Annotated in this window: 26 protein-coding genes; 16 read left to right on the top strand and 10 right to left on the bottom strand. The window is 66.1% G+C overall.

Going from position 1 to position 24,752, the window contains the following annotated elements; all coding sequences use genetic code 11:
* Positions 1 to 37: 37 nt before the first annotated feature.
* Together AC5JJ6_RS09905 and AC5JJ6_RS09900 are read left to right on the top strand one after the other, a co-directional pair.
* On the top strand, positions 38 to 1,057 hold the full coding sequence (locus AC5JJ6_RS09905) for a TRAP transporter substrate-binding protein (RefSeq protein WP_496041880.1): 1,020 nt from the start codon (positions 38 to 40) through the stop codon (positions 1,055 to 1,057).
* Positions 1,058 to 1,224: 167 nt separating this feature from the next.
* Positions 1,225 to 2,160, top strand: coding sequence for a dihydrodipicolinate synthase family protein (locus AC5JJ6_RS09900; protein ID WP_496041879.1), 936 nt, complete (start codon positions 1,225 to 1,227; stop codon positions 2,158 to 2,160).
* On the opposite strand, the gene AC5JJ6_RS09895 is transcribed toward AC5JJ6_RS09900, so the two are convergent.
* On the bottom strand, positions 2,141 to 3,193 hold the full coding sequence (locus AC5JJ6_RS09895) for a LacI family DNA-binding transcriptional regulator (protein ID WP_496041878.1): 1,053 nt from the start codon (positions 3,191 to 3,193) through the stop codon (positions 2,141 to 2,143). The genes AC5JJ6_RS09900 and AC5JJ6_RS09895 overlap by 20 nt on opposite strands.
* A gap of 485 nt (positions 3,194 to 3,678) precedes the next feature.
* Here AC5JJ6_RS09895 and AC5JJ6_RS09890 point away from each other — a divergent pair, with 485 nt between their 5' ends.
* Complete coding sequence (locus AC5JJ6_RS09890; protein WP_496041877.1) at positions 3,679 to 5,382, top strand: hypothetical protein; 1,704 nt, start codon at positions 3,679 to 3,681, stop codon at positions 5,380 to 5,382.
* Here the strand turns inward: AC5JJ6_RS09890 and AC5JJ6_RS09885 are convergent.
* The 9 genes from AC5JJ6_RS09885 to AC5JJ6_RS09845 form a co-directional block, all read right to left on the bottom strand.
* Positions 5,346 to 6,401 (bottom strand): glycosyltransferase, encoded by a 1,056-nt coding sequence (locus AC5JJ6_RS09885; RefSeq protein ID WP_496041876.1) that lies wholly within the window; start codon positions 6,399 to 6,401, stop codon positions 5,346 to 5,348. The genes AC5JJ6_RS09890 and AC5JJ6_RS09885 overlap by 37 nt on opposite strands.
* Positions 6,402 to 6,553: 152 nt before the next feature.
* On the bottom strand, positions 6,554 to 7,330 hold the full coding sequence (locus AC5JJ6_RS09880) for an FCD domain-containing protein (RefSeq protein ID WP_496041875.1): 777 nt from the start codon (positions 7,328 to 7,330) through the stop codon (positions 6,554 to 6,556).
* Between the two features lie 91 nt (positions 7,331 to 7,421).
* Positions 7,422 to 8,090, bottom strand: coding sequence for a LutC/YkgG family protein (locus tag AC5JJ6_RS09875; protein ID WP_496041874.1), 669 nt, complete (start codon positions 8,088 to 8,090; stop codon positions 7,422 to 7,424).
* On the bottom strand, positions 8,083 to 9,576 hold the full coding sequence (locus AC5JJ6_RS09870) for a LutB/LldF family L-lactate oxidation iron-sulfur protein (protein ID WP_496041873.1): 1,494 nt from the start codon (positions 9,574 to 9,576) through the stop codon (positions 8,083 to 8,085). The genes AC5JJ6_RS09875 and AC5JJ6_RS09870 overlap by 8 nt, the downstream gene beginning before the upstream one ends.
* Positions 9,566 to 10,330: a (Fe-S)-binding protein gene (locus tag AC5JJ6_RS09865; protein WP_496041881.1), complete on the bottom strand. Its 765-nt coding sequence runs from the start codon at positions 10,328 to 10,330 to the stop codon at positions 9,566 to 9,568. Before AC5JJ6_RS09865 ends, AC5JJ6_RS09870 begins: the two co-directional genes overlap by 11 nt.
* Positions 10,331 to 10,769: 439 nt before the next feature.
* Positions 10,770 to 11,153, bottom strand: a complete 384-nt coding sequence (locus AC5JJ6_RS09860; protein ID WP_496041872.1) for a type II toxin-antitoxin system VapC family toxin — start codon at positions 11,151 to 11,153, stop codon at positions 10,770 to 10,772.
* Positions 11,150 to 11,383: a type II toxin-antitoxin system Phd/YefM family antitoxin gene (locus AC5JJ6_RS09855; protein ID WP_496041871.1), complete on the bottom strand. Its 234-nt coding sequence runs from the start codon at positions 11,381 to 11,383 to the stop codon at positions 11,150 to 11,152. The genes AC5JJ6_RS09860 and AC5JJ6_RS09855 overlap by 4 nt, the downstream gene beginning before the upstream one ends.
* Positions 11,384 to 11,529: 146 nt before the next feature.
* Entirely contained in the window at positions 11,530 to 12,021 is a 492-nt protein-coding gene (locus tag AC5JJ6_RS09850; protein WP_496041870.1) for a hypothetical protein, read from the bottom strand.
* A gap of 107 nt (positions 12,022 to 12,128) precedes the next feature.
* Complete coding sequence (locus tag AC5JJ6_RS09845) at positions 12,129 to 12,827, bottom strand: J domain-containing protein (RefSeq protein ID WP_496041869.1); 699 nt, start codon at positions 12,825 to 12,827, stop codon at positions 12,129 to 12,131.
* A gap of 591 nt (positions 12,828 to 13,418) precedes the next feature.
* On the opposite strand from AC5JJ6_RS09845, the gene AC5JJ6_RS09840 reads away from it, so the two are divergent.
* From AC5JJ6_RS09840 to AC5JJ6_RS09780, 13 genes are all read left to right on the top strand, one after another.
* Complete coding sequence (locus AC5JJ6_RS09840; RefSeq protein ID WP_496041868.1) at positions 13,419 to 13,643, top strand: Flp family type IVb pilin; 225 nt, start codon at positions 13,419 to 13,421, stop codon at positions 13,641 to 13,643.
* 36 nt (positions 13,644 to 13,679) lie between these two features.
* Positions 13,680 to 14,219 carry a prepilin peptidase gene (locus AC5JJ6_RS09835; protein ID WP_496041867.1) on the top strand — a complete coding sequence of 180 codons (540 nt, stop codon included), beginning with the start codon at positions 13,680 to 13,682 and terminating at the stop codon, positions 14,217 to 14,219.
* A 13-nt stretch (positions 14,220 to 14,232) separates the two neighbouring features.
* Positions 14,233 to 15,108, top strand: coding sequence for a Flp pilus assembly protein CpaB (gene cpaB / locus AC5JJ6_RS09830; protein ID WP_496041866.1), 876 nt, complete (start codon positions 14,233 to 14,235; stop codon positions 15,106 to 15,108).
* A 26-nt stretch (positions 15,109 to 15,134) separates the two neighbouring features.
* Positions 15,135 to 16,529 carry a type II and III secretion system protein family protein gene (locus AC5JJ6_RS09825; protein ID WP_496041865.1) on the top strand — a complete coding sequence of 465 codons (1,395 nt, stop codon included), beginning with the start codon at positions 15,135 to 15,137 and terminating at the stop codon, positions 16,527 to 16,529.
* A gap of 64 nt (positions 16,530 to 16,593) precedes the next feature.
* The gene (locus AC5JJ6_RS09820; protein ID WP_496041864.1) at positions 16,594 to 17,241 is read left to right on the top strand and encodes a CpaD family pilus assembly lipoprotein; all 648 of its coding nucleotides are present in this window, start codon (positions 16,594 to 16,596) and stop codon (positions 17,239 to 17,241) included.
* 4 nt (positions 17,242 to 17,245) lie between these two features.
* Positions 17,246 to 18,460, top strand: a complete 1,215-nt coding sequence (locus tag AC5JJ6_RS09815; RefSeq protein ID WP_496041863.1) for a CpaE/TadZ family protein — start codon at positions 17,246 to 17,248, stop codon at positions 18,458 to 18,460.
* Positions 18,457 to 19,845, top strand: coding sequence for a TadA family conjugal transfer-associated ATPase (locus AC5JJ6_RS09810; RefSeq protein WP_496041862.1), 1,389 nt, complete (start codon positions 18,457 to 18,459; stop codon positions 19,843 to 19,845). The genes AC5JJ6_RS09815 and AC5JJ6_RS09810 overlap by 4 nt, the downstream gene beginning before the upstream one ends.
* A 15-nt stretch (positions 19,846 to 19,860) precedes the next feature.
* Positions 19,861 to 20,847: a type II secretion system F family protein gene (locus tag AC5JJ6_RS09805; protein WP_496041861.1), complete on the top strand. Its 987-nt coding sequence runs from the start codon at positions 19,861 to 19,863 to the stop codon at positions 20,845 to 20,847.
* On the top strand, positions 20,844 to 21,794 hold the full coding sequence (locus tag AC5JJ6_RS09800; RefSeq protein ID WP_496041860.1) for a type II secretion system F family protein: 951 nt from the start codon (positions 20,844 to 20,846) through the stop codon (positions 21,792 to 21,794). Before AC5JJ6_RS09805 ends, AC5JJ6_RS09800 begins: the two co-directional genes overlap by 4 nt.
* A gap of 30 nt (positions 21,795 to 21,824) precedes the next feature.
* Positions 21,825 to 22,622: a tetratricopeptide repeat protein gene (locus AC5JJ6_RS09795; RefSeq protein ID WP_496041859.1), complete on the top strand. Its 798-nt coding sequence runs from the start codon at positions 21,825 to 21,827 to the stop codon at positions 22,620 to 22,622.
* Positions 22,623 to 22,637: 15 nt separating this feature from the next.
* Positions 22,638 to 23,216, top strand: coding sequence for a TadE/TadG family type IV pilus assembly protein (locus AC5JJ6_RS09790; protein WP_496041858.1), 579 nt, complete (start codon positions 22,638 to 22,640; stop codon positions 23,214 to 23,216).
* A gap of 15 nt (positions 23,217 to 23,231) precedes the next feature.
* On the top strand, positions 23,232 to 23,807 hold the full coding sequence (locus AC5JJ6_RS09785; RefSeq protein WP_496041857.1) for a TadE/TadG family type IV pilus assembly protein: 576 nt from the start codon (positions 23,232 to 23,234) through the stop codon (positions 23,805 to 23,807).
* A 57-nt stretch (positions 23,808 to 23,864) separates the two neighbouring features.
* On the top strand, positions 23,865 to 24,752 hold an 888-nt coding region (locus AC5JJ6_RS09780; protein ID WP_496041856.1), incomplete at its 3' end, for a pilus assembly protein TadG-related protein.

Raw genomic sequence — 24,752 nt, 5'->3', positions numbered from 1 at the left:
CCTTATGTATGCGCATACATCGGCAGGGAGGAATGAAATGCTGAGACGTGTGGGCGGTCTGACGACGGTAGCGGTGATCGCGGGTTCGGTGTTGTTCGGAGGCGCCGCCTTCGCGGCAGAGATCGGCAAGCACACCATCAAGTTCGCTTCGACGGGCGCCAAGGGCGCTCCGATCGTCCTCGGCATGGAAAAGTTCGCCGAGATCGTCGCCGAGAAGAGCGGCGGCAAGATCACGGTGAAGAGCTTCCCCAACGGCACGCTGGGCGGCGACGTCCAGACGATTTCGGCCCTTCAGGGCGGCACGATCGAGATGACGACGATGAATGCGGGCCTGCTGGCCGGCGTCTCCAAGGATTTCGCGGTCGTCGATCTGCCGTTCCTGTTCGACGGTCCCGCAGAAGCCGACGCCGTCATGGACGGCCCCGTCGGCAAGGCGCTGGCGGAACGCCTGCCGGAGAAAGGTCTGGTCGGGCTGGCCTATTGGGAGCTTGGCTTCCGCCAGCTCACCAACAGCCGCCATCCCGTCACCAAGGTAGACGACATCGCCGGCCTGAAGATCCGCGTCGTTCAGTCGCCGATATACATCGACCTTTTCAACGCGCTCGGCGCCAACGCCGTGCCGATGCCCTTCCCCGAGCTTTACCCGGCCCTGGAGACCGGGACCGTAGACGGTCAGGAAAACCCGGCCCCCAGCATCCTGACGGCCAAGCTCCACGAAGTGCAGAAGCACCTGACCCTGACCAACCATACCTACAACCCGCAGATCGTCATGATCGGCAAGAAGTTCTGGGACAAGCTGAACGCGGACGAGCGGAAGCTGATCCAGGACGCCGCCAACGAATCCCGCGACTACGAGCGCAAGGTCTCGCGCGAGCAGGCGGAAAAAGCGGTCGCCGAACTGAAGGCCGAAGGCTTGCAGATCGCCGAACTGTCGCCGGCCGAAGTCGAGCGCTTCCGCGAAAAGGCCAAGCCGGTCGCCGACAAATACGCAGCGCAGATCGACCCCGCGCTGATGAAGCAGGTCAACGACGAGATCGCGAAGGTTCGCGGCAAGTAAGCCGGAAACCTTTCTCTTCGTATCTTCGTAGGTCGGTCTAGAGCGAAGCGGCAGCCGACAAGCAGGCGCGTCTATGTCGGCTGCCGCTTCGCTCTAGACCGACCTACGGCGTGGATTCTTCCCCAATCATCTTCGCCCCCCATAACCGCCCCGCAGGCACCCAAACCATGTCGAACAAGATCGGCGGCATCATCCCCGTCATGCTGACCCCCTTCATCGAAGAAGGGGCGATCGACTACCAAGGCCTCGAAAACCTGATCGAGTGGTACATCGCCAACGGCTCGGACAGCCTGTTCGCCGTCTGCCAGTCCAGCGAGATGCAGTTCCTCAGCCTTGAGGAACGCGTCTCCCTCGCCCGTTTCGTCCAGCAGAAGGCGGCGGGCCGCGTGCCGGTCATAGCATCCGGCCACATCAGCGAGAACCGCGACGACCAGCTTGCCGAACTCCTCGCCGCCGCCGAGACCGGCGTCGATGGCGTCGTGCTCGTCACCAATCGCCTGGACCCGCACGATGCCGGCGGCACCACCTTCATGGACAGCCTGAAATGGCTGCTGGAGCGGCTGCCGGCCGACTTGCCGCTCGGCCTGTACGAGTGCCCTGCCCCGTTCCGCCGCCTGCTGACCGACGACGAGCTGAAGTTCTGCGCCGACAGCGGACGGTTCGTCATCCTGAAGGACGTGTCCTGCGATCTCGAAACGGTCAAGCGCCGGATCGCCTTGACGACAGGCTCGCCGCTGGCGATCCTCAACGCCAACGCAGCCATCGCCTGGGATGCGATGAAGGCCGGTTCCCCCGGCTTCAACGGCGTCTTCACCAACTTTCACCCCGACCTCTACAAGTGGCTGCTGACCGAAGGCCAATCGCACCCCGCCCTCGCCGACGAGCTGTCGGTCTTCCTGGCGCTGGCGGCGATGGCCGAACCGATGGGCTATCCGGCGTTGGCCAAGCTTCATCACCAGCGCCTCGGCACCTTCGCATCTATGAAAAGCCGAGCCGTCCACTTCGACATCCGCGAGCGCTTTTGGGCGCTGGAAGCGCTGCTCGACAAGATCGACGCCGGCACGGCGCTCTACCGGGAGCGGGTCAGCGCGGCGGGGCGGTAGAGCCCCGCTCGATCAGGTCGGGCACCAGCGGCGGCACCGGCGACGGTGTTCCGCCGCCCAGCCGCTCCAGCAGGTAGTCGGCGGCAAGGCTGCCGATCCGCGCGTTGTCGACGCGCATGGTGGTCAGGCCCGGTTCCATCTGGGCCGCCATCGCCACATCGTCGAAGCCGGTGATCGACAGATCAGCGGGCACGGCCAGCCCCATCGCCCGCGCTTCCAGCAGGGCGCCGATCGCCAGCCAATCGTTGCCGCAGATCACGGCGGTCGGACGCGATGCCGGGTGCGGCGCCGGTCCGGTCATGATGGCCCGCAGGCTCTCCCGGCCGAAGCCGATGCTCCACTCCCCCTCCCGCACATGGCCGGCACGCAAGCCAAGCCCCCGCTCCGCCAGCGCCTCGCGCACCCCCCTCACCCGCGCTTCGATCCGGTCGTTGCCGGCAACGGGCTGGACGATCAGCCCGATCTCCCGGTGTCCCAGATCCAGCAGGTACCGCGTCATGCGCTGGAAAGCTTCGCGGTTGTCGAAGCCGACGCAAGGATGCGGGCTGTCGGCGCGGTATGAATATGTGACGACATAAGGTACGCCGCGTGCCGATATCGTCTCGAACAGTTCCGGCCGGTGCGCTTCGCCGGCGATGGCCAGCGCTTCCACGCCTTTCCCAAGCATCGCCTGTGCGTGCCTGAAAGCCTCGTCGCGATCGTAGTTGGAACAGCCCAGCAGCAAGGTCACCGACCGCGTCGCGAAGGCCGACTGCATGCCGCCGATCTGGGCCGCGAAGATCTCGTTGTCGAGCGTCGGGATGATGGCGCCCGCGATGTTCGTCCGCCCGCGCGCAAGGGCGCTGCCCGCCGCGTGCGGCATCCATCCCAGCGCCGACGCCGTGGCCAGGACGCGGGCACGCACCTCGGGAGCGACTTTTTCAGGGTTGTTGAAGGCGCGGGACACCGTGGCGGTCGAAACGCCGGCGGCGACCGCCACGTCCTGCGCCGTCGGCGGCCCTGCATTCCCTGCGGACCTTCTGCTTGGCGGCATGACGGCTGTTTCCCCGGCGAATGACGGCTTCGGTGACGAAGCCGGACACCGGCCATTTTAGCCGGCTTCGTCTTCCGCTCCAAGTGCCACGGGCAAGTATGGACCGGAGAGTTCCTCCGATCAGAAAACGGCAGAAAAGTCAATGTCTCCGAAGGACATTGTTCGGATTGTTTTTGCAACCCTTTCTCGTTTCCATTGCAACCGAATTTCGTCCTAATCCAGTTTTAAAAAAGTCGTTCTTCTTCCAATAACATTAAGTAGACAAAAATATCTTAAGGTGAACCTACAAATGTCTTACAAGGGAAAACGACAAAAAGAAGACATACTGCGGAGTAAAGGATTAATTAATATTCCTAGTTCAGCCTCACATCAGCGTTGTATAGAACCAGCAGCCAGCTTGTTCTGGCCTTTCCTTTCAATCTGGCGTCCCTAAAGGGATCCTTCAGCGGCTATTGTCCTGAACACAGTATCGGAGCCTTTCAATAATGCCCAATAAATGGTCGCAGCCTAAACTCAACAACCCGACCATCATCGATCTCAGCAAGACAGGTGATAAGACTTATTGGAAGTTCGCACCCAACCAGGATGTCCTTTTTATTGCCGATGATTCAGTACGTACGCTGCCAAGGCTCCAGACCGACGGCGGCAACAATATCGTCGTCATGGGCGGCAAGTTCATGCCCGAAGGTAAAGCGACCTCCACTATCTATTTCACCAATCTGAACGGCCACGCCTATGTCGAAGGCGTCCATATCGACAACAAGAACGGAGGCATGCGGGACGGCATCGCCGTCTTCAGCGCGCCCGGCAAACAGGCCGACATCACCCTCCAGAACGTCCGGATCGACAACGTCACCGGCATCGAAGCCGGCTTCCACGGCGACGTGTTCCAGCAGCACGGACCGATGGGCAACATCCGCATGTATAACGTGACGGGCAGCACCAACTACCAGGGCGTCCGGATCGCGCCGGAATGGCCGGTCAAGTCGGCCGATCTGGAGCGCGTCGACATGTCGTTTATTTCCGGCGGCCAGAAGATCTCCTATCTGTACCAGTTCGTCGACAACGCGAAGCAGCAGGAATTCCCGATCACCTTCAAGGACGTCTACGCAGCCGAGCGTTCCGGGCAGAAGGGGGAATACCTGTCGATCTGGCCGAAGGCCGGCATTCCCGAGATCGGCGCCGTCCGTGAAGGCAACGAGGTGACCTGGCCGGGCCTGCCCTATAAGGGACACGTGACGATCGGTCATCCTCCGGGCATGGACTTCGTGCCGGCAAGCAAGGTCGGGATCGGCTACAAGCCCGGTTCCGGCACCTCCACCGGCACCGAGCCCGAAATGCCGCCGGTCGAGCAGCCAACCCAGCCCGAGCCGACGCAGCCGGAAACCGGCGGTCCGGCCGATGGCGGCTCCACTCCCGTCAGCGCGGCCCTGCCGCTCGCCGTCACCCTCAAGGAAAGCGGCGCCATCCAGGTCAACCATGCCGGCGGCGGCAGCGGCTCCGACACTCTGTTCGGCACGGCCAGGAACGACTGGATCAACGGCCGCAACGGCGTAGACACGATGACCGGCGGCGCCGGCGACGATACCTATGTCGTGACCACCGGCGACAAGATCATCGAGAAGTCCGGCGGCGGCATCGATACGGTCCTGAGCTGGGCTTCGAGCTACACGCTGCCGGGCGAAGTCGAAAACCTGAAGCTGGAAGGCTCCGGCAACTCGGCCGGCACGGGCAACGATCTCGGGAACATCCTGACCGGCAACGGCGGCAACAACCTGCTCGACGGCAAGGGCGGCAACGATATCCTGAACGGCGGCGCCGGCAACGACACGCTGATCGGCGGAGCCGGCCGCGACGTGCTGACCGGCGGCGCCGGCAGCGACCGGTTCGTCTTCACCAACCTGTCAGACAGCAAGCCGGCCCGCGAGGGCATGGACCTGATCAAGGACTTCGGCAACGGCGACATCATCGACCTTTCCGGGATCGACGCCAACTCCGGCCTTGGCGGCAACCAGTCCTTCAAGTTCATCGGCTCGCAGGGCTTCACCAAGCAAGCCGGCGAACTGCATGTCGTCAAGGAAGACGGCAACACCTTCGTCCAGGGCGATGCCAACGGCGACGGCGTCGCCGACTTCCAGATCGCCCTGCTGGGTCAGCCCAACGTGACCGAGTCCAGCTTCGTGTTCTGATCCACTCCCCGGCGGACGTCTTCCGGTTGAAAGCTTTCGGAAGGTGTCCGGCCCGGGGATGAGCCAGGGACCGGAACGACAGGCAGGTAGCGGGGCTTGAAGAACAGCCCCGCTACCAGGCCCTGGATCAGGTAGCGTGCGCGGCGCAGCCTGTGGCTGGGCGCGGTCGGCATCCGCAGAAGATGGTATGCCGACTGAAGCAGGAAGGCGATCAGGTCGCCTGTCGGATGGTACTGTTTCCGCAGGTAGAAGAAATTGCGGTAGTAGTAATAGAAGCGGTTCAGCCGGGCCTCGTTCGTCTCCACCAGCACATGGATGTAGCCGGAGATCGAGCGCTTGTGCAGGACCCTGCTGCGGCCGACCAGATATCCCGGCCGCCACGCCGAAATTCTGAGCGTATAGTCGGCGTCCTCCCCCAGCACCGCGAAATCGCCCGACGGCACGCCGCAGGCCTCGATCGTGGTGCGCGGGATCAGGATGGATGTCAGGCCTGCATTGCGGACCCGGACCATGCTGTGAGCCAGCATGTGCCCCCACTCCGGTTCCGGCCGGTTCTTCCAGTTGGACCTGTCGCGCCGCATATCGACATGCGGCACGTTGTTCTCCAGCCCATCCGGCGTCCGGGCGGCGCTGATCAGGAAGCCGATCTCGGACGGACTGCCGAAATGGCGGCTTGCGCCTATCAGCTCGGCCAGCGCGGTCTCGCTCGGGATGACGTCGTCGTCCATCACCCAGACCCACGGAGCGCCCTGCTCGTAGCCCAGCCGGACCAGTTGTTCGAAGCCGGGGGAAACGCCCGAGTTGACGGCGTTCCGGTGATAGACGAAACCGGGCCGCGTCAGAAAGCCCTCGCTCGCCAGCATCTCGCCGGTACCGTCGGTCGATGCGTTGTCGAGAACGAGCACCCCCGAAACGGCATGGGTCTGCGAATATACCGCCTGAAGGCACTCCAGCAGGATATCGCGCCGATTGAAGGTGATGATGCAGGCATAGACCCCATCGTTCGACTGGCTGACCATAGGCATTCCCGAAACAACAACGAATTGTTGAGACATTATTCAGATGCGGCCGCGCGCGACCAGCCGCTACGATGCGGCCGGGAGGCCTATTCGGTGGCACTCCGTGGGATGCAGCCTGATTTTCCGCCGTCTTCCGGATGCCTGCCGGATGCCTACCGCGAGGCTGCCACGATATCGTTACGGGCGATCCGGTTCAGGCTCACCTCCAGGCGCGCATCGGCCTTGGCGATCTCCTTCAGGGCGCCCGACGTGAACGCCATGTGATCGCGCGCCGCCTGCCGGGCGGCCTCGGCGTCCCCTGCCATGATGCCGTCGCGGATGGCGCGGTGCTGGGCCAGCAGCAGGTCGCGGACGTTGCGCCGCAGGTACAGGTTCGCACGGTTATAGAAGACGTCGTTGCGCAGCATGTCCGACAGCGACCGCATGACATGGAGCATGAAGAGATTGTGCGACGCCTCGTAGATCGCGAGATGGAAATCGGCGTCGGCATTCGCCTCGTCGGTCGGATCGTCCTTCTGATGGGCCGCTTCCATGGCTTCGAAGCACTCCTGGATCAGTTCGCGGTCGATCTCCGTCCCGCGCAGGGCGGCCAGATAGGCGGCGGAGCTTTCGGCGAGCCCGCGGAACTCCAGGTAATCGTAGGTCGCATCCGGGTTGGTGCGGACGACGCTGGACAGCGGGGCCGTGAAGCTCTCGTCCAGCAGGGGCGCCACATGGGTCGCCCCTCCCCGCCCGCTGACCAGCAATCCGCGCTTCTCGAGCTTTTCCAAAGCCTCCCGCAGGCTCGGACGGGACACGTCGAAGCGCTGCGCCAGTTCGCGCTCCGGCAGAAGGCGCTCGCCCGGACGCAGCGAGCCTTCCAGGATAAGCCGTTCCAGGCGCTCCGCAATGGCATCCGCGAGTTTGGCAGGACGGATCGGATCGGTCATGGAACGATACAGCCCCTCAATGATGCACGTCTGCTTTCCTTATGGAGTTGGTAAGCCGCATTTGCAATGGCAACGGCATCGGCCAAAAGCTTTAACCGGCACTCGCCGCTTTTCGGATCACCAGGACGATCAACTCCTTTGGGCCATGCACGCCGAAGGCCAGCGTCTGCTCGATATCGGCCGTCTTGGACGGCCCCGACACCACGACGACGTTGGTCGGCATCCGCAGCGCCCAGCCCTGCGCCGCCATCAGGTCGGCCAGGGTGTCGTGAACGGTGTCCTCGTCCACCAGCGCGACATGAATCGGCGGCAGCAGCGACATCAGGCGGGGCTCGCGCGCCGTCGGCCACAGGACGACGGAGCCTGTTTCGGCGATCCCGGCGGAAGCCCAGGTTATGCCCGCATCGATCCGGTGGACCAGCTCGTCCTTGAAATCCTCGACCGCCCTGTCGTACGCGACCAGTTCGGGTGCGTTTTCGTCCCCGCTCCAGGCTGCGGCAAGCTGGGTGGCGACCGGAGAGCCGTCGCCGTGAAGCAGGGCACGCACACCCCGGTTGTCCAGCAGGGTCCGGAGCCGCTGGGGCCAGGTCGCGGCATCGACGTCGTGGACCTCCGCCTTCATCGCCTCGAACATCGTCCGGAACCGGGCGAGCCGCGCCGCCTGTTCGTAGACCGGCGGCTCCCACTCCGGCAGGTCCGGCACGGCAGAGGGCGGCGCCGCGCGCAGGCGCGACAGGATTCGGGTGCGGGCGTCATTCATCGTCGAAACCCTTGTCGCGGGCGAGCTGGTGGAGTGTCCGTGCGGCGAATTTCGGCTTGGTCCGGACGCTGGTCCAGGCCTTCAGCGGCGGCATCGAGACCGGGATCAGGTGGCCGGCGGCGGAGAGGACCCCCGTCCCTATCCTGTAGAGCACGGGATGGGCGTTCAGCCATTTCCAGCCGGCCCAGGCGGATGCTTCCGACAGGGTCCAGCCGCTGCCGCCGCCCTTGACGGCCTGCGATGCCGACGGCCTGACGGACTCCCGGCGCAGCCTGACCAGGATGTCCGCGATCGGGATCTTGACCGGGCAGACCTCGACGCAGGCGTTGCACAGGCTGGAGGCGTGCGGCAGGTCTTCCGCCACGTCGAGCCCGGCGATCTGCGGCGTCAGGATCTTGCCGATCGGGCCGGGATAAACGGCGTCATAGGTGTGCCCGCCGACGCGGGCATAGACGGGGCAGTGGTTCATGCAGGCGCCGCACCGGATGCAGCGCAGCGTCTCGCGCAGTTCCGGATCGGCGTAGACGCGGGTCCTGCCGTTGTCGAGCAGCACCAGATGGACCTCCTGCGGCCCATCCTTCTCGCCCGGCTTGCGCGGTGAGGTGATCATGTTGACATAGGTCGTGATCGGCTGGCCGGTCGCGGAGCGCGGCAGCAGCGCCAGCAGCGGCGGGATGTCGGCCATCGTCTCGACCAGCTTCTCGATGCCCATGACAGCCACGTGGAGCGGCGGCAGGGTCGTGGACATCCGGCCGTTGCCCTCGTTCTCGACCAGCACCAGCGTACCGGTTTCCGCCACGGCGAAGTTGACGCCGGATATCCCGGCGTCGGCTTCCGCGAACCGCGCCCGCATCACGCGCCGGGCGGCGGCGGTCAGTTCGTCGACGTCCTCGGTGTAGCGCTGTCCCTCGATATGCTCGGCGAAGAGCTGGCCGATCTGCATCTTGTTCTTGTGGATGCAGGGCATGACGATATGGCTGGGCATCTCGCCGGCAAGCTGGATGATGTATTCGCCAAGGTCGGACTCGACCGCCTCGATGCCGTGTTCGCCCAGGAAGGCGTTCAGGTGCATCTCTTCCGACACCATCGACTTGCCCTTGACCACGGTCCTGACGCCGTGGCCCTGGAATATGCCGAGCACGATCCGGTTGGCTTCGCCCGTGGTCTCGGCCCAATGGACCTTGATCCCGTTTTCGGTGCAGCGCGCTTCCAGCTGCTCCAGCAGTTCCGGCAGGCGGGCGAGCGCCCGTTCCTTTATCGCGGCGCCGCGCGCCCGCAGCTTCGCCAGATCGCCGGCATCGGGGAACTGCGCCGCCCGCTTCGCCATCAGCCCGTCCATGGCGCGGCGGAAATTGGCCCGGAGCGGCTTGTCGTTCAGCGCCACATGGGCGCGGCCGGCGAAGTTCGTGACGGTCACATGGCCGTTGCCATGCTTCGTGACGTGCCCGGCTGTGGTGTGGGCGGCCGTCTTCGGTTCAGCGGACATCGCTGCGCTCCAGCAGGAATTCGGCAAGGTGGCGGCTGCGCATCGGCGTACCCGCCTTTTCCATGGCGCCCGAAATGTTCATCATGCAGCCGCAGTCGCCGGTGACCATCTCGCTGGCGCCGGTCGCTTCCACCGATGCGATCTTGTCCGCGACCATCGCGGCGGAGACCTCCGGCTGGCGGACCGAGAAGGTGCCGCCGAAACCGCAGCATTCCCGTTCCCTCGGGTTCTCGACCAGCGTCACGTTGGACAGCGAGCGCAGCAGGCGCTTCGGCTCGTCGGTGATGCCCATCTCCCGCATCGAGTGGCAGGAGGCATGCCATGTCACGGTGACCGGCTCGCCCTTGTCTTCCAGCTTGAGATCGAGGACATGGACCAGGAACCAGCTCAGCTCGTAGACCCGCGAGGCGAAGGCTTCCGCCTGTGCCCGGTCGGGTTCGCCGGCGAACAGCTGGGGGTAGTGGACGCGCATCATGCCGGCGCAGCTGCCCGACGGGACGATGATCGGCCAGGGCTCGGGAAAGGCCGCGAACTGGGCGCGGACGACGGCGCGGGCTTCCTCGAAGAAGCCGCAGTTGCGGGCAGGCTGGCCGCAACAGGTCTGGCCCTGGGGGAACACGACGCGCAAGCCTTCGCGCTTCAGCAGTTCCATCCCGGCAAGGCCGGCTTCCGGATAGAACAGGTCCACGAGGCAGGTGCCGAAGAAATAGACGGTTGACGGCCGTTCGGCAGGCACCGACGCTGCCGTGGACATGTGCGCGACGCTCAAGGCTTTCTCCCCCTATGAAAATCAGGAGCATCGCCGGACGGTGGATGCCGGAACCCGGTCCCGCACCGCCGCCACACGCCGCTCCGCCGTTTCTTTCCCAATCACTTCCCGCCCGATCAGGCACGGTTGTTCGAAACCACCGCTATGATCGATGCCTTGACCATGATTTTGTAAATGGATAAATGATTTTACCAACGTGGTCAATGCGCATTTTCATTTTGACCAACGGAGGATTTTCGCGGATAGGCAAGCCTCTCCACGCATGGACTTGGGGCGCACCTCTGGCCGGATCGGAGCCGACGATGCGGACACTGGGACTGCGGCGGGTGATGCTCCATGCCACCGTCCCATGCCATCGTCCCCTGTCACCGTCGATCTCATCCGACATGTCAACAGGCTTGATGCGGGCGAAAAGACGCGCCCATCACCACAGCCGCGTGACGACGCCGTCGAAAACGGCGTCCGCCGATACCAGCGGCAGGTTGTAGGTCAGCGCCGTTGCCGCCAGCAGCCGGTCGAAGGGATCGCGGTGGGACCAGGCCATTTTGCCGGCCATGATGCAGACCGCCGGATCGAAGCCGGCGACCGAGCCGCCCTGTTCGCCCAGCAGTGCGGCCAACCGATCGATGAACGGTTCCATCTCCGGCCATTTGCCGAGCCGAACCTTCTGCGCGATCTCGAAGAACGTGATCGGGCTGACCAGAACCGTGTCCGCCGCCTCGATGGCGGCGAGGGCCGGCCTCGACAGACGGCCATCCCCCGACAGACTCCAGGTCCAGGCGTGGGTATCGAGCAGGACAGCCGTCACCGGCCGCCTTCCCACAGATCAAGGTCGTCCTCTTCCATCGGCTCGAAGAAATCGGGTCCAATGCCGAGCTTCCCCTTGAGCAGACCGACCTTGAAAGCGCCCTTGACGACCGGGACCAGCCTGACGACCGGCTTGCTGCCTTTGGCGATGACGACTTCCTCGCCGCGCAGCGCCGCCTCGATGAGCTTGGACAGGTTGGTCTTGGCGGCGTGAATGGTGACCTGCTGCATCCCGGTTCCTCCTGTTGGGAAGATCAGCTTAGCCAGCCGACATCACTTAGTCAACTTAGCTAACGGCACAGGAACCACGACAGGGAACAAAACGAAAAAGGCCCCTCCTCCCGGTCGGGAGGAGGGACCTTCGAAGAAGAGCGGGATCAGGCCTTGGCGGTCGAACAGAGCTTCCAGTCGTCGCCCTGCAAGGCGAACAGAAGGGCCAGCGGCTGAGACGTGCTGCGGTCCAGCACCACGCGGAAGCGGGTGCCGACGCAGGCGCCCTGCGCCTTGGCGACCGGCAGCTTGACGCTCTTGGACTTCAGGCAGCCGTCGGCGCTCTTCGGAAGGGCAGCGGTGAAGGGCTCCGGCGCCTTGCCGTTCAACTCCATGAAATAGTCGGTCGGCTGGCCGCCCTGGACCTTGGCTTGCAGCACGATCGAACCGTAGCGCGACCGGTAAAGGCCGGACTGCTGGTTGCCGTCGGCCATCCCGGCGGGCAGCGGCCGGAACGAGACGGCGCCGCAGGCCGGCGGTCCCTTCTCTGCGGTCTTATGGGCGTCGGCCTTCTTCTCGGCCGACATGCCGGTGGTAGGGGAGACGAAGGCTGTCGCCGCGATCATCGCGGCGGCCAGGGCTAAGCGGAAAAGGATCATCTATCCAACCCTCGCAGAGGTGTCCGCCGGTGATTTTTCCGGCAGTGGCGCGGTATAGCGGTGCGATGGTTAACGTTCGGTGAAATTTTGCCCCTCGGCGAACCGTGCTATGAAAAACGCTTCCGCAACTCGGCGAAGGCGACCGTGGCCAATGCCGCCGCCTCGGTGGATCCCTGGCCGCTGACGTCGGGATGGACCGCTTTCAAGCGGTCGCGATAGGCGGTCTTGAGGTCGGCGAGGGTCGCCGGCATCCTGGTCAGGCCAAGCGACGCCAGCGCGTCCCGCGTCCTGGCATCGACGACAGGCCCGGTCTCTCCGGGCGACGGGTCCGGCCCGGTGCCTTCTCCGGTATCGTCCTCCGTACCGGAAGCGGCGTCGAAGAACGACAGGTCCGCCTCGATCCTGCTTATCGTAGCCGTCAGGTCGTCATGTTCGTCCAGCCAGATCGTCAGCCGTTCATCGAGACTCTCCAGCGACACCCGCAAGGCCGCGCGCCGTTCCAGGTCAGTTTCGTCCGCTACTTGGGCGGTCATGACCTCCCGCGCCTTGTCATAGCGCAGGATCTCGGAGATCAGGGCGTCCCGCCGGCTCCTGGCGGCGGCAAGTTCGCGGCGAAGGCGCATGATGGCGGAACCTGCTCCCTCCGTCCGCGCCGATCCCGAACGCTTGGCCGGGTCCAGGCCATCAAGATAGGCCGCGACGGTCGAGGCCGCCGACCCGAAGACCAGCCTGAGCAGGGTACCGAACTCACCCAGCGCGCCGCTGCCCGAAACACCGCGCCCTCTGCGGCGGAAACGCACTTTCAATGGATACTCCAGCTCGTGGCCCGGCATGACTTCGCCGCCGGGAACTCTACGAGGAAGCCGGAAACTATGCCAGAAGCCGTGTATTCCGGCAGCGGCTCTTCCTTTCGCAGGAGCGAAGGCGCAGCCACGCATACTATCCGGATAATACTTAAGATTTAATTAAATTTTATATTCATTCGATGCGTATTTTGCCGGGATGGCTGAAAAAATCTCGTTGCCGATCAATGCTTTATTGGACCTTTTACGCAATGTCTAAACCGTTGGGGGTAGATTTGGTTACGCCTATCGATAGTTTGAAGTTAATACGAAATTAAAGCACATTGTCATCACCAACAACGAGGGAGCGCAAGCAACCACAGACGATCCAATAAGATCCAATGCCAACAAATACGAACTAGATCATATAAAAAATACATCCAATAAAGAGCCTAATACTCATTCAAAAAACTGGTTTGTTTTGGCAGTATCAATGTCGAGTAGTTCCTAAGGGCTTAGCAGATTATACTGTGACCGCCATTTGATCTCCGATAACTGTCGCTTAGCACCCCTCTGCTTCTGATCCCACCTATTTATCCTCATGGAGTGATTGTCATGGAAAGCATCAAGTTCGCCGCCGAATACGTTTCCAACCTGCCGGTCGTCGCCAAGTTCGCCCCGGCCCTGTCGAACCGCCGCGGCGTCACCGCCCTGGAATACGGCCTGATCGCTTCCCTGATCGCCGTCGCCATCATCACCGCGACCACGCTGCTCGGTACCAACCTCTCCGCGATGTTCAACGCCATCGCGCTCAAGATCAGCGCCAAAACCCCGGCCTGATATCCCGGCCCGAAGCTCGCCGCTGGAAGCGTAATCATGCCAGTTGCTGACATCATCCTTCCAGCGGCGTGCCTCGTCTATGTCCTGGCCGCGACCAACGACTTAGTCGCCAGGATCATCCCGGACACCTGTTCTCTAGCACTTCTTCTCCTTGGTCTCCTTCGCCTCTTACTGATCGATGGCAGTGCGTCGGCATTCGCCGATGCCGCAACCGCCGCCGGGACCTTCATCGTCCTCGTCATGCTCTGCATGGCCGGACTTCTCGGCGGCGGCGACGCCAAATTGATAGCCGCCAGCACGTTCTTCCTCGGGTTCGAACGGCTGGCGGATTTTTTCAGCACAACAGCACTTTCGGGGGGAATTCTGGCCCTCCTTTATTTGATCGGTCACGCCGTATTGTCCGGCCGCACCATGCGTCTCCCGCCGCTCTCCGGCGCCGCCTCGCGCCATTCCTGGAGACGCCGCCTGAAGGTGGCGCTGGCGGCGGAACACCGGCGCGTCGCCCGAAAGCAATCGATCCCTTACGGCGTTGCAATCGCCGCCGGCGCACTGATCTCGCTCGGCGGCCTCCATTGATAAGGGTGCCGTCATGTTTCTTCGTATTCTGCTTATTGGCCTGGTAAGCCTGTCGCTCGGCATCATCGGCATCGTCGTCGTACGCTCCCTGCCGACCGAAACCGTCGGTATCGCCGAAGCCGCTCCGGCGCCCGTCCTGGGCGCCGCGATCATGGTCGCCGCCAAGACCGTTTCCGCCGGTACCCTGATCCGCGCCGACGACGTGCGCTGGCAGGACTGGACGGCCGGCAGCGTGCCGGCAGGCTATTTCAACCGCACCTACGTTTCCGCCGATGCCGTCATCGGCTCGGTCGCCCGGCGCAATTTCGCCCCGGACGAGCCTTTGATCCAGGGCCAGATCGTCAGTCCGGGCGACCGGGGTTTCCTCGCCGCCGTCCTCACTCCGGGCAACCGCGCCGTCTCCGTCGCGGTCGATGCGGTCAGCGCCGCCAGCGGCCTGATCTGGCCCGGTGACCGGGTGGACCTGATCCTGACCCAGACCTTCGAGCACGACGACACCAAGCCCAGCCAGAAGGCGGTCGGCGAGACCGTGCTGACCGACCTGCGGGTGCTGGCGATGGACCAGCATCTCAAGGAAGCGGTCAGCGGCCAGTCCGACCCCGCCGAGCTCCGCGTGCCCCGTACCGTCACCCTGGAAGCGACGGCCCGGCAGGCCGAAATGATCGCGGTTGCTTCCGGTTTGGGCCGGCTGGCCCTGGCGCTGCGCAGCATCGCCACCGAAGCCGACGCCGCCGAGCCCGCCGGCAAGGTCGTTTCCACCTGGGCAGCGGATGTTTCCCCGGCCCTGGCGATCCAGAAACCAGCCCCCCGCCCCGCCGCGGCCCCGGCAGCGTCATCCGTTCCCGCCGGCGTGCAGATCCTCCGCGGCTCGTCCCGCTCCGGCCAATGACACCAGCGCTCAAGGAAACACAGGTCATGTTCAAGACCATCGCCCGCCGGATGGGCCGTGCGATCCTCGTAAGCCTGGCGCTCGTCGTCATGGCCGGCGCCGCCAGCGCCGATACGGAGGTCACGCTCGAAGTCAACGCCGGCAAGACCGTCACCCTGGCCCGCCCCGCCACTACCGTCTTCGTCGCCAACCCCGAGATCGCCGACGTCCAGGCCCCGACCAACGGTGCGTCCTTCTTCGTCTTCGGCAAGGCGCCGGGACGGACCTCCGTCTTCGCGCTCGGCGCCGACGGCAAGCCGATGGTGTCGTACTCGGTCGAGGTGACCCACTCCCTGGCCGACCTGAAGCGCCGGCTGACCAGCCAGCTCCCCGATGTCCAGGCCGACCTGGACTCGACCCCCGGCGGCATCGTCCTGGCCGGGTCGGCGCCCAACCCGGCATCCGCCGCGGCCGCGGCCGATCTGGTCCGCCACTACCTCGGCAAGGATCAGCAGCTCGTCAACCGCATGCGGGTAACTGCCGGGACGCAGGTCAACCTGCGCGTGCGGATCGCCGAAGTCTCGCGTACCGTCACCAAGGAACTGGGCTTCAACTGGGAAAGCCTGTTCAACGTCGGCGCCTTCACCTTCGGCATCGCCACCGGCCGCGACGCCCTGGCGGCGGGCGGCACGATCCTCCGCTCCGTCACCGGCGCCGCCAGCCTGCCGATCGGCTACAAGTCCAGCAACGGCCGTGTCGACGTCAACACCGTGATCGACGCGCTGGCCGAAGACGGCCTGATCTCCATCCTGGCGGAACCGAACCTGACGGCGCTGTCCGGCGAGACCGCCAGCTTCCTGGCCGGCGGCGAGTTCCCGATCCCGGTCAACCAGCGCGACGGCCAGATCACGATCGAGTTCAAGCAGTTCGGCGTCAGCCTGGACTTCACCCCCAGCGTGCTGTCCGGCGAACGCATCAGCATGAAGGTCCGCCCGGAAGTCAGCGAACTGACCGACGAGGGCGCCGTCGTGATCGAGGGCCTGAAGATCCCGGCGCTCAGCGTGCGCCGGGCCGAAACGACGGTCGAGCTGGGTAGCGGCCAGAGCTTCGCCGTCGCCGGCCTGCTCCAGAACAACAGCCGCACGGTCGTCCAGAAGGTGCCCGGCATCAGCGACGTCCCGGTTCTCGGCAGCCTGTTCAACTCGACCCAGTTCCAGCGGAACGAGACCGAACTGGTGATCGTCGTGACCCCCTATCTGGTTGCCCCGGTGTCCCAGCCGGGAGCGCTCCAGGTCCCCAACGACGGCTATGTCCCGGCCTCCGACCTGGAACGGATCTTCGTCGGCCGGCTGAACAAGCCCGGCAAATCCGATGCCAGCGGGCTTCTGTTCGGTCCCGGCGGCGTCCGGCTGCGCGGCGACGTCGGCTTCATTCTCGATTAATGGCTCGATCAATGCCTCGATCAGGGCGGCTCCGGCGGTCCGGCGCGTTACAGGAGATTTTCCCGTGAATTCCCTTCCCCGACTGATTTCCGCGATTGCCGGCCTGCTGATCACCACGGCCTGCACCACTCCCGAACTGCCGATCGAACAGGCCCGCATCGCCAATATCGGCGTCGTCGACGCGATCGACGGGACCTTCACCGTGGCGATGGACGGCCAGGGCCGGATTTCCCCGGCGGAGCGTTCCGCGGCCCTGAAGACCCTGTCCGACTTCGGCGCCGTCCGGACCGTCCGGGCACGGGTCGAAAGCGGCACCACCGCCCAGGCCCGCGCCGCGCTGGTCGAGCTATTCGCCGATGCCGGCGTTCCTCCCGGCCATCTCAGCTTCGGCGGCGACGGGACCAACGCTCCGGGACAGGTCCGGATCGCTCTCCAGCGCTTCGAGGTGACGCCGCCGACCTGCGCCGGCTGGCCCGACATCCAGAAGAACTACGTGGAGAACGGGCCGGTGCTGCCGATGGGCTGCGTCACCAACCGTAACCTCCAGTTGATGGTCGAGGACCCGCGCGACCTGATCGTCGGGAGGTCGCTGGGCGATGCCGACACCGACCGCGAGGTCGCCGCCGTCAACCGCTACCGGGCCGACAAGGTCAAGCCCTTCCTGTCGAACACCGCGACCGGCGGTTCCGGCGCCAGCCTGAGCAGGCAGTAATCCCATGAGCGCACTCCCCAAGCCCCTCCTCCAGGCGGTTACCCCGGCCTCCAGCGACCGCTCCGGCAAGGTGCTGGCCTATGTCGCGGATGCCGCAACCGAGACGGCCCTGCGGCAGGTCGCGGCGCCGATGCTGCTGACCGATTTCGAGATCCGGCGCGGCGATGTCCGGACCGCCGCCCGCGATCTGGCCCGCCAGCGCTCGCCCGACCTGCTGATCGTCGACCTGAGCGGCATCGACCTGCCGATCGGCGCCATGGAAAGCCTGTCGCAGGTCTGCGAACCGAGCGTCACCGTGGTCGCCATCGGCGACCGCAACGACGTGGCGCTCTACCGCAACCTGCGCGCGCTCGGCGTCGCCGAGTACCTGTTCAAGCCGCTGCCGGCCGATCAGGTCGAAGCGATGTTCGGCCGCGCCATGGGCGCCGCGGCATCGGGTCAGGCCACCGGCCGCCAGGGCAAGCTGATCGCCGTCACCGGCGCCCGGGGCGGCGTCGGAACCACGACGGTCGCCGTCAACCTGTCGTCGTATCTGGCCGATATCGGCCGGCGGCGGATAGCGCTGGTCGATCTCGACCTCCACACCGGCACGGTGGCCTTGCACCTCAACCTCAAGCCGGGCCGGGGCCTGCGCGAAGCCATCGAATCGCCGGACCGGGTCGACGGGCTGTTCCTGGAGCGGGCGATGCAGCCGGCCTCCGACCGGCTCGACGTTCTGGCGGCGGAAGAACCGATCATCCCGGCGATCCACCAGGACTCCAAGGCGGTCATGGACCTGCTGGAACTGCTGCGGAGCCAGTACCACTACGTCATCCTGGACGTGCCGCACGGCCTGGCCGGCGCATCGCGCGAGGTGCTCGACCAGGCGGCGCTGCGGATCGTCGTGGCCGACGGCAGCCTGGCCGGGGCGCGCGACGCCCTGCGGCTGCGCGGCACGTTCGAAGCAGCGGGGGTGTCCCGCCCGACGCTGGTGCTGCACAACCGCTCCGGCGCTCCCGGCGCCCTGAAGCCGGCGGAGTTCGACCGCGCGCTGGGTGCTGCCGCCGACTGCGTGCTGGAGAACCGGCCCAAGCCGCTGATCGAATCAGCCACATTGGGCGAGCCGGCGATCCGCCGCTGCACCCCGTTCAAGAACGAGATCGCCAAGCTGGCGCAGGCGGTTTCCGGCCAATCCGCTTCCGGCGCGCCCAGCCTGTTCGCCCGGATGTTCAGACGATGAGCGGCCTGTTCGGACGCAAGTCGGGCGCCGCCCTGCCCGAGGCGGTGCCGGCCCCGCAGCCCCAGCCGCAGCCTCAACCGGCGCTGGTGGAAGCCGCGATCCCACACGACCAGTCATCGCCACGCGCCCGCTCCCTCGACGGCATCCGGACCGAGGCGATGGGCCGGATCGATCCGGCGGCGGTCGCCCGGCTGGAGCCGGCGGCGCTTCGGCCGCTGCTGGAGAACCTGATCGACGAGATCGCGACCGAGAACCGCTTCCAGCTCAACAGCCGCGAGCAAAGTCAGCTCGCCAGCGAACTGGTCCACGACATGCTGGGCTTCGGCCCGCTGGAGCCGCTGCTGGAGGACGACCGGATCACCGACATCATGGTGAACGGTCCGCACCGGGTCTTCGTCGAGCAGCAGGGCAAGCTGGTGCTGTCGGGCGTCCGGTTCCGCGATCAGGCGCATGTGCTGAACATCGCCCAGCGGATCGCCGGCGGCATCGGCCGGCGCATCGACGAATCGAGCCCGATGGTCGATGCCCGCCTGCCCGACGGCAGCCGCGTCAACATCGTCGTGCCGCCGCTGGCGCTCGACGGCACCTGCATCTCCATCCGCAAGTTCGCGCGGCGGCGGATCGACCTCGCCTCCCTCGTCAGCTACCGCAGCCTGTCGGAGCCGATGGCGCGGGCGCTGGAGATCTTTTCGCGGGCGCGGCTCAACGTGATCATCTCCGGCGGCACCGGGTCGGGCAAGACGACGCTGCTCAACGCCATGTCGCGGATGATCGACATCGGCGAGCGCGTCGTGACGATCGAGGACGCGGCGGAGCTTCAGCTTCAGCAGCCGCACGTGGTCCGGCTGGAAACCCGGCCGGCCAACCTGGAAGGCCAGGGCCAGATCACCCAGCGCGACCTGGTGCGGAACGCGCTCCGGATGCGGCCGGACCGGATCATCATCGGCGAGGTGCGCGGGTCCGAAGCCTTCGACATGCTCCAGGCGATGAACACCGGCCACGACGGCTCGATGTCCACCGTCCACGCCAACAACACCCGCGACGCGCTGGCCCGCATCGAGAACATGGTGATGATGGGCAGCGTCAGCCTGCCGCCGCGCGCGGTGCGCCACCAGATCGCCAGCGCCGTCCATATCGTCGTCCAGGTCCAGCGCATGCGCGACGGTGTCCGCCGGATCACCCAGATCTCGGAACTGGCCGGGCTGGAGGGCGACGTGATGGTCACGCAGGACCTGTTCACCTTCGAGTTCCAGGGCGAGCACCGCGACGGCACGATCCGGGGCGCCTACCGCTCCGCCGGGGTGCGGCCGTCCTTCATGGACCGGCTGGAATATTTCGGTCTCGACGGCGCCTACATGGCGGCGGTCGAGCAGGACCGCGGGTAAGGGGAGATCAGGGCGATGGGAGGCATTCCGCTGTTCGACCTGATGCTGCTGGCGCTGGGCGTACTGATCCTGATGACGGTGCCCGTGATCCTGACCACCCAGGCGCGCCGCCGCCGGCTCGACCGCCGCATCGCCGGATTGCACGACGCCGAGAACCGGGGCGTCCCGGCGGTCGCCGCCGGCGCCAAGCCTGTCAGCATCACGCTGGGCCAGCCGGACGGCCGCTGGCCCGCTCTCCGCAAGGTGGCGGCCATCTGCTTCGGCTACCATAGGGACCGGGTGGAGACGACGAAGACGGTCGTGCTGACGGCCATCGGCGCCGGATTGGCCGGCGCCCTGGCGGCCGGCTGGATCGCCGGCCCGTTCGTCGGCCTGCCGCCGGCGGTCATGATGGCGGCGGCGGCCGGCGGCGCGATGCTGGGCGCGCGCTTCGTCTTCGGCCGGGCGCGGCGCGCCTTGGCCGAGCGGCTGCTCGACCAGTTCCCCGATGCGATCGGCCTGATCGTCCGGGCGGTCCGGGCTGGCGTGCCGGTGACCGAGGGCATCCGGATCGTCAGCGCCGAGATGCCGGCGCCCGCCGGACCGGAGTTCAAGCGCGTGATCGACGAGCTGTCGGTCGGCGTCGACCTGGAGACCGCCCTGTGGTCCCTGGCGACCCGGACCGGCCTGCCGGAATACCGTTTCTTCGTGGTGACCATAGTGCTTCAGCGCGAGACCGGCGGCAATCTGACGGAGACGCTGGACAATCTGGCCGACGTGATCCGCAAGCGCCGGGCCGTGCGCCAGCGCGCCCACGCCCTGTCGGCGGAGGCCCGGACCTCGACCTATGTCCTCGCGGCCCTGCCCTTCATCACGGGCGGCGGGCTGTATGTGATCAATCCGGATTATCTCGCCCGCCTTTTCACGACCAGCGACGGCAAGCTGATGCTTGCCGCCGCCGCCGTGAGCCTCGCCTGCGGCCTTGGCTCCATGTCGATGCTGATCCGGAAAGCCCTGTCATGAATACCGCCCTCGCCACCCTTGCCCCGCTGGACATCGCCCTGCTGTGCGCCGCCGTCGTGATGCTGGTGACGGTCGCCGCCGTGGTCCAGCTCGGCCTGTCCCGCCGCCGGCTCAACGGCAGGCTGGACCATGTCCGGCAGACCGCCCTGGTGCCGCAGGGAGGGGCCGCGGTCTTGGAAGCGCCCGGCCTGCTGGAGCGTTTCGGCGGCTTTATCGCGAAGGGGCCGCTGATCGGTCAGGCGGAGATGGCGCTGATCAAGGGACAGCTGGCGACCGCCGGTTTCAACAGGCCGGGCGGGCCTGCATATTATGTCGGCCTGAAGGCCGTGCTGGCGCTGACTGCCGTCCTGGCCGACTGGATCTGGCTGGAAGCCAAGACGGTCCCCGCCCCGCTGCTGATGACGGTCGGCACGTTGCTGGCCGCCACCCTGGCCGGCTGGCGCCTGCCCGACATGGTTCTGTCCAGGCTGGCCAAGCGCCGCCGCGACGCGATCGAGCGCGGCCTGCCCGACGCGCTGGACCTGCTGGTGATCTGCGGCGAGGCCGGCCTGGGCCTGGACATCGCCTTCGAGCGGGTCGCCCGCGAGATGAAGCACGCCCATCCGGAGCTTGGCAGCGAACTGGCGATCACCGCCGCCGAGATGCGGGTGCTGCCCGACCGTTTCGTGGCGCTCGCCAACATGGCCGACCGGCTGAAGCTGGAAACGCTGCGCAGCCTCGTCGCGACGCTCAGCCAGACCATGCGCTACGGCACGCCGCTGGGACAGGCGCTGCGGGTGCTCGCCAACGAGATGCGCCGCGAGCGGCTGACCAAGTTCGAGGCGAAGGCCGCCCGCCTGCCCGTGCTGATCACCCTGCCGATGATCTGCTTCATCCTGCCCTGCGTCTTCATCGTCGTGGCCGGCCCCGCCGCCCTCGACCTCATCAATACCCTCGGTTCCCGTTAATTCATTCTTTTGTCCGAAGGATTTGCCGTCATGCCGAATTTCGCCTCCGCCTCCCGCCTGCTGCTGATCGCCGGCTGCCTGATGATGTCCGCCTGCGCCGGGACCGGCACGCGCTCCGGCCCGTCCGTGTCGAACGCGCCGCCCGCCAGCGTCCTTGACGAAAAGGGCCGCATCCAGATGCGGCTTGCCGAGAGTGCGCGCGAAGCCGGCAACTTCCCCTATGCCGCCAAGCTGTACCGCACGCTGGCAGCGAGCCAGCCGGGCAATGCGCCGCTGCATGTGGCGCTGGGCGACACCCTGACCGGCGCCGGCGACTTCGAGGCGGCGGCGGAAGCCTACCGCGACGCCATCGCGATCGACCGCTTCAGCGCGGACGCCCGGCTGGGCCTGGGACGGGTCGCGATGCAGCTCCGCCAGCCGGACCTGGCGGTCGTCCAGTTCGGCGCCGTGGTCGACCAGTCGCCCCACGACGCGCGCGGCCATGTCGGGCTGGGCGTGGCGCTCGACACGCTCGGCCGCCACGCGGAGGCGCAGAACGAATACCGGGCAGCATTGGCGGTCAACCCGAACAACAAGACGGCGATCAACAACCTGGGCCTGTCGCTTGCATTGGCCGGCAATCCGGCGGAAGGCGAAGCGCTGCTGGAGCCGCTGGCCGACGGCCCGTCCAGCACGCCCCGCCTGCGCCAGAACCTGGCGCTGGTGCTGGGCCTGAAGGGCGACAGCGGCCGCGCGGCGCAGCTTGCCCGGGCCGACCTGAGCGAGCAGGACGTCCGCGCCAACCTCGCCTTCTACGAGGCGGCCCGGCACGTCCCCGGCGCCAACTGAGCCGCTGCGGAAAGGATGACCGTCATGGGCGGCAAGGCGATGAAGAGATGGCTGTCGCGGAAGGGGACGACGGCGCTGGAGTTCGCCCTGGTGGCTCCCCTGGTGATCCTGGCCGCCGTCGCCATCGTCGAGTTCGGCTACATCATGACGGTCCAGAACCTGCTGGAGCTGTCGGCGCGCAAGGCGTCGCGCGGCGGGGTCACGGGCGAGACGCCGACCGACGGCATGACCCGCGAGGAGATGCTGCGGGCGATCGTGCGCGAAACCGGGCTGGGCCTGATCGACCCGGCCCGCGTGACCATCGGCATCACCGCCTATGACGGGTTCGAGAAGATCGGCCAGCCGGAGTCCTGCATGGACCTGAACGGCAATGGCGTCTGCGACCCGTCCGAGCCGTATACCGACGCCAACGGCAACGGCCGCTGGGACAAGGACCAGGGCAAGGCCAGCGCCGGCAGCGGCGGTCAGGTGGTGATCTATACCCTGAGCTACACCGACGTCCCGCTGACCGGCATGGTCGCGGCCCTGATGGCGGCGTCGCCGATGACTTACTCGGCCCGCGTGGTCGTCCGCAACGAACCCTTCCGGGGCTGAGGGAATGGACCGGTCATGAAGAAGCTTCTTGGTCCCGGGGGAAGGCGCGGCGTCGCGGCGGTGGAGTTCGCCCTGCTGATGCCGGTGCTGATCCTGCTGCTGGTCGGCATGGTGGACATAACCGGCTACGTCTCGACGGTGCTCAAGCTGGAGCGCGTCAGTTCCGGCACCGCCGATATCGGCGCTCAGTACGACAAGCTGCGCGACTCGATGACCGTGGTCAAGGGCGACGAGGTCGGCATGCTGTTCCTGGCGGCCGAGCAGCTTGCGAAGCCGCTGGACCTGCCGCAATACGGCGCCGTGATCATCACCTGCATCGGCGACCAGGGGTCCGGCCCGGCCGTGATGTGGCAGAGGCGGTCGGGCCGCATCGATGCCGTCAGCCGGATCAGTACCGGCAGCGGCCTGACGCTGCCGCCGGGCTTCAGCGTCCGCTACGGCGAAAACGTCCTGATCGTCGAAGTCTTCTACACGGTCCACCCCTACCTGTTCAGCGTCGGCTGGCTGAACCCGGCCGACGAAAGCGTCGATATCCGGTCGGTCGCCGTCTACCGGCCGCGCTGGGGCACCCTGACCACGCTCAGTCAATGATTTCGCTTCAGATCTTTCGATCCGACCGACGCTCCAATTTTTCCGGAGAACCGTGAGATGGCCGTTTTTCCACGCATTCTCGAGTCCTGGCCGATCATCGGGTCGGCATCCGGGCTGGCATCTCGCCTGAAGTTCCGCCGTCCGCTCGGCCGGGCGGGCAATATCGCCACGATGGCGGCCCTGATGTCGGTGCCGCTGATCGGCGCCGCCGGATTGTCGGTCGACGGCGTCAGGGTCTACATGCTTCACAACAGGATGGTGAGCGCGCTCGACGCCGCGGCGCTGGCCGGCGGCCGCGTGCTTTCCACCGCCAATGTCGAAGCCGACGTGAAGATGTACTTCAACGCCAACATCCCCGCCGACTATCTCGGCGCCACGGTCGGCACCCCGAAGGTGACGGTCGGCGCCAACGACGAGACGCTGACGCTGAGCGCCAGCGCCACCCTGCCGACGACCTTCGCCCGCGTGCTCGGCTTCGACACGATCCCGGTATCGGTGACCAACCGGATCCGCCGCACCGTGCGCGGCATGGAACTGGCCCTGGTGCTGGACGTAACCGGGTCGATGTGGGGAAGCAACAAGATCGGGCAGCTCCGGAGTTCGGCCACCGATCTGGTCAACATCCTGTTCGGCCCCAGCGAACAGTCGCAGACGCTGTGGATCTCGCTGGTGCCCTATACCGCCAGCGTCAACCTGGGGCCGACGCGGCGGAACTGGCTGACCGCGTCGTCGCCCGACGCAACCGCCTATGCGCCGGACACCTGGCGCGGCTGCGTCGAAGCGCGCCCGAACAACGACGCCAACGACCTGCCGCCCTCCTCCGCTCCGTTCACCGCCTTCCTCTACAAGTCGACTCTGGGCCAGTATCCCGCCGGCGGCGACAACGACTGGCCGGCCATCACCGACAGCATGAACTACGTCGATACCAACGACCGCGCCGGTCCC

It is taken from the genome of Skermanella sp., from assembly GCF_059503625.1.
This window is presented reverse-complemented; position numbering and strand designations above follow the sequence as displayed.